The organism is Campylobacter sp. BCW_6465 (genome assembly GCF_001762815.1).
In the GTDB taxonomy this organism is placed as follows: Bacteria; Campylobacterota; Campylobacteria; order Campylobacterales; family Campylobacteraceae; genus Campylobacter_D; species Campylobacter_D jejuni.
In genome coordinates this window covers 623-2,186 of the sequence record NZ_MJXN01000102.1, presented here as the reverse complement: position 1 = coordinate 2,186, position 1,564 = coordinate 623, and the positions used below count along the sequence as shown (strand labels likewise).

The 1,564-nt window shown below is 29.7% G+C and carries 2 protein-coding genes; both read right to left on the bottom strand.

From position 1 onward, the window contains the following. Positions 1 to 12: 12 nt before the first annotated feature. A complete protein-coding gene (locus AJ886_RS07850) occupies positions 13 to 1,089 on the bottom strand; it encodes a TNT domain-containing protein (RefSeq protein ID WP_148124027.1) in 1,077 nt (358 codons plus the stop codon). Positions 1,090 to 1,146: 57 nt separating this feature from the next. Then, a partial coding sequence (locus tag AJ886_RS07845; RefSeq protein ID WP_250539080.1) for a hypothetical protein occupies positions 1,147 to 1,564 on the bottom strand: 418 nt, incomplete at its 5' end.

The following is a 1,564-nucleotide window of genomic DNA, read 5'->3' as shown; positions in this document are numbered from 1 at the left end:
TATCCTTTATTATTATATTTGTTTGATAAAACCTAATTGCATTAAGTTTTCTATGGAAATAGGAAGTTTAATTTGTGTTCCTCCACCTTCTTGTTCAAAGCATGGAGATATTTTACCTATTTTTGGGGAATGGAATTTGTTTTTTTCTTTTAATGTTTTAATATCTTTTTTTAATTCTTCATTCCCACTCATTCTAACCTTTCTATCAACACTCTCCATATTAATATCTTCTAATACTTCATATCTTTTATAGGTTTTTTGCATGGCTTCATTATCTTCATAAGGCAATGATCTTTTTTCATAAGGCATCACTCCTTTTTTCTCTTTAAAAGGACAAACAAAGCCACCTGAATTATCCCCATATCTGTCTAGTTTTGCCCCTTTTTTTAGAGTGATTTCTCTTGGTTTAGGTGGAATTTTATAACCATATTTATTAGGCCAATCAATCTCCCCATCTTCAAGAATATAATCAGGACTTCTAGGTTTTGGAGTATCTTTAGGCCATATTCCATTATGTTTATAAAGATGAACTTCTTTATCACTTACCTTACCTTTTTTATTTTCATTTTCCAAATATAAAAGCATTTTTGCTTTCTCTTTGCTTTTTTGTGCCGCTCCTAATTTATCTCCTATCCCTTGCCATCTTATCCTATCATACTTAATCTTAGCAAGAGGACTAGCTTGTATTTTAGCTAAAGCAAATTTAATTTTATTCTTTTTAGGTATAGCAAATATAGGATAACCTTTTATACTCATTCCTATCAAACCCATTTGTAACACAGAATGTTTATTATTAACTTTATGATCTGAATAAGTATAAGCAAATACCATAGCTACTTTAGTACAAGGTCCTCCTAGTATAGGTGGATTTAAACATCCACTTATACTAGCTCCTTGTATTTCATTATCAAGCATAATAGGAACATTGTCTGATTTTATTCTTTTAGCTTTTTTTGCTTTTAACTTAACTCTACCTCCATGTAAGCATACTAAAGTATTATCTTCTAAGATAGGATGCATACAAGAAGTATCAGGACTTATATTAATATCTTTTATTCTAGGAATAAGGATTGTTCTTTTTCTAGCCATGAAAAGCCTTGTGGGTTTTAAACCCACTAAGATTAAATCAAATCATAAGGAAAACATTTACACAAAACTGATTCTATTTTGTTTAATCATTCTGGCACGATTGATAAGAGCATAAAGGGCTATATCTTCATCATTATATATTTCTCCTTCAAATTCTTCATCCCCATCAAACTCAATACTTTTCCATTCTATAATTTTTGCTTTAGCATTAGTGATAAAAGAAATGTATTTATCTCTTTGTTTATCGTGTTTGATACCTGCACATAAAGGTTTAAGTGCTTCATCATACCAAATCACTTCTAACTTTTCTTCTTTAATGATTCTTAATGCTACTTCTTTTGTTAGATATTCTTTAATGTCTTTTCCATTGTATTTTTTTCGCTTATAATTCATCTGCAACATTTTATCAATGGCTTCTTTTTCACTATCAAAAGAATACTCAAATTCAACACCGCCCCTTTCTCCAATATAAACA

Bases quoted from the DNA above. Each gene is read 5' to 3' on its own strand.
- AJ886_RS07850 (WP_148124027.1), bottom strand. From the start codon at position 1,089: ATGGCTAGAAAAAGAACAATCCTTATTCCTAGAATAAAAGATATTAAT.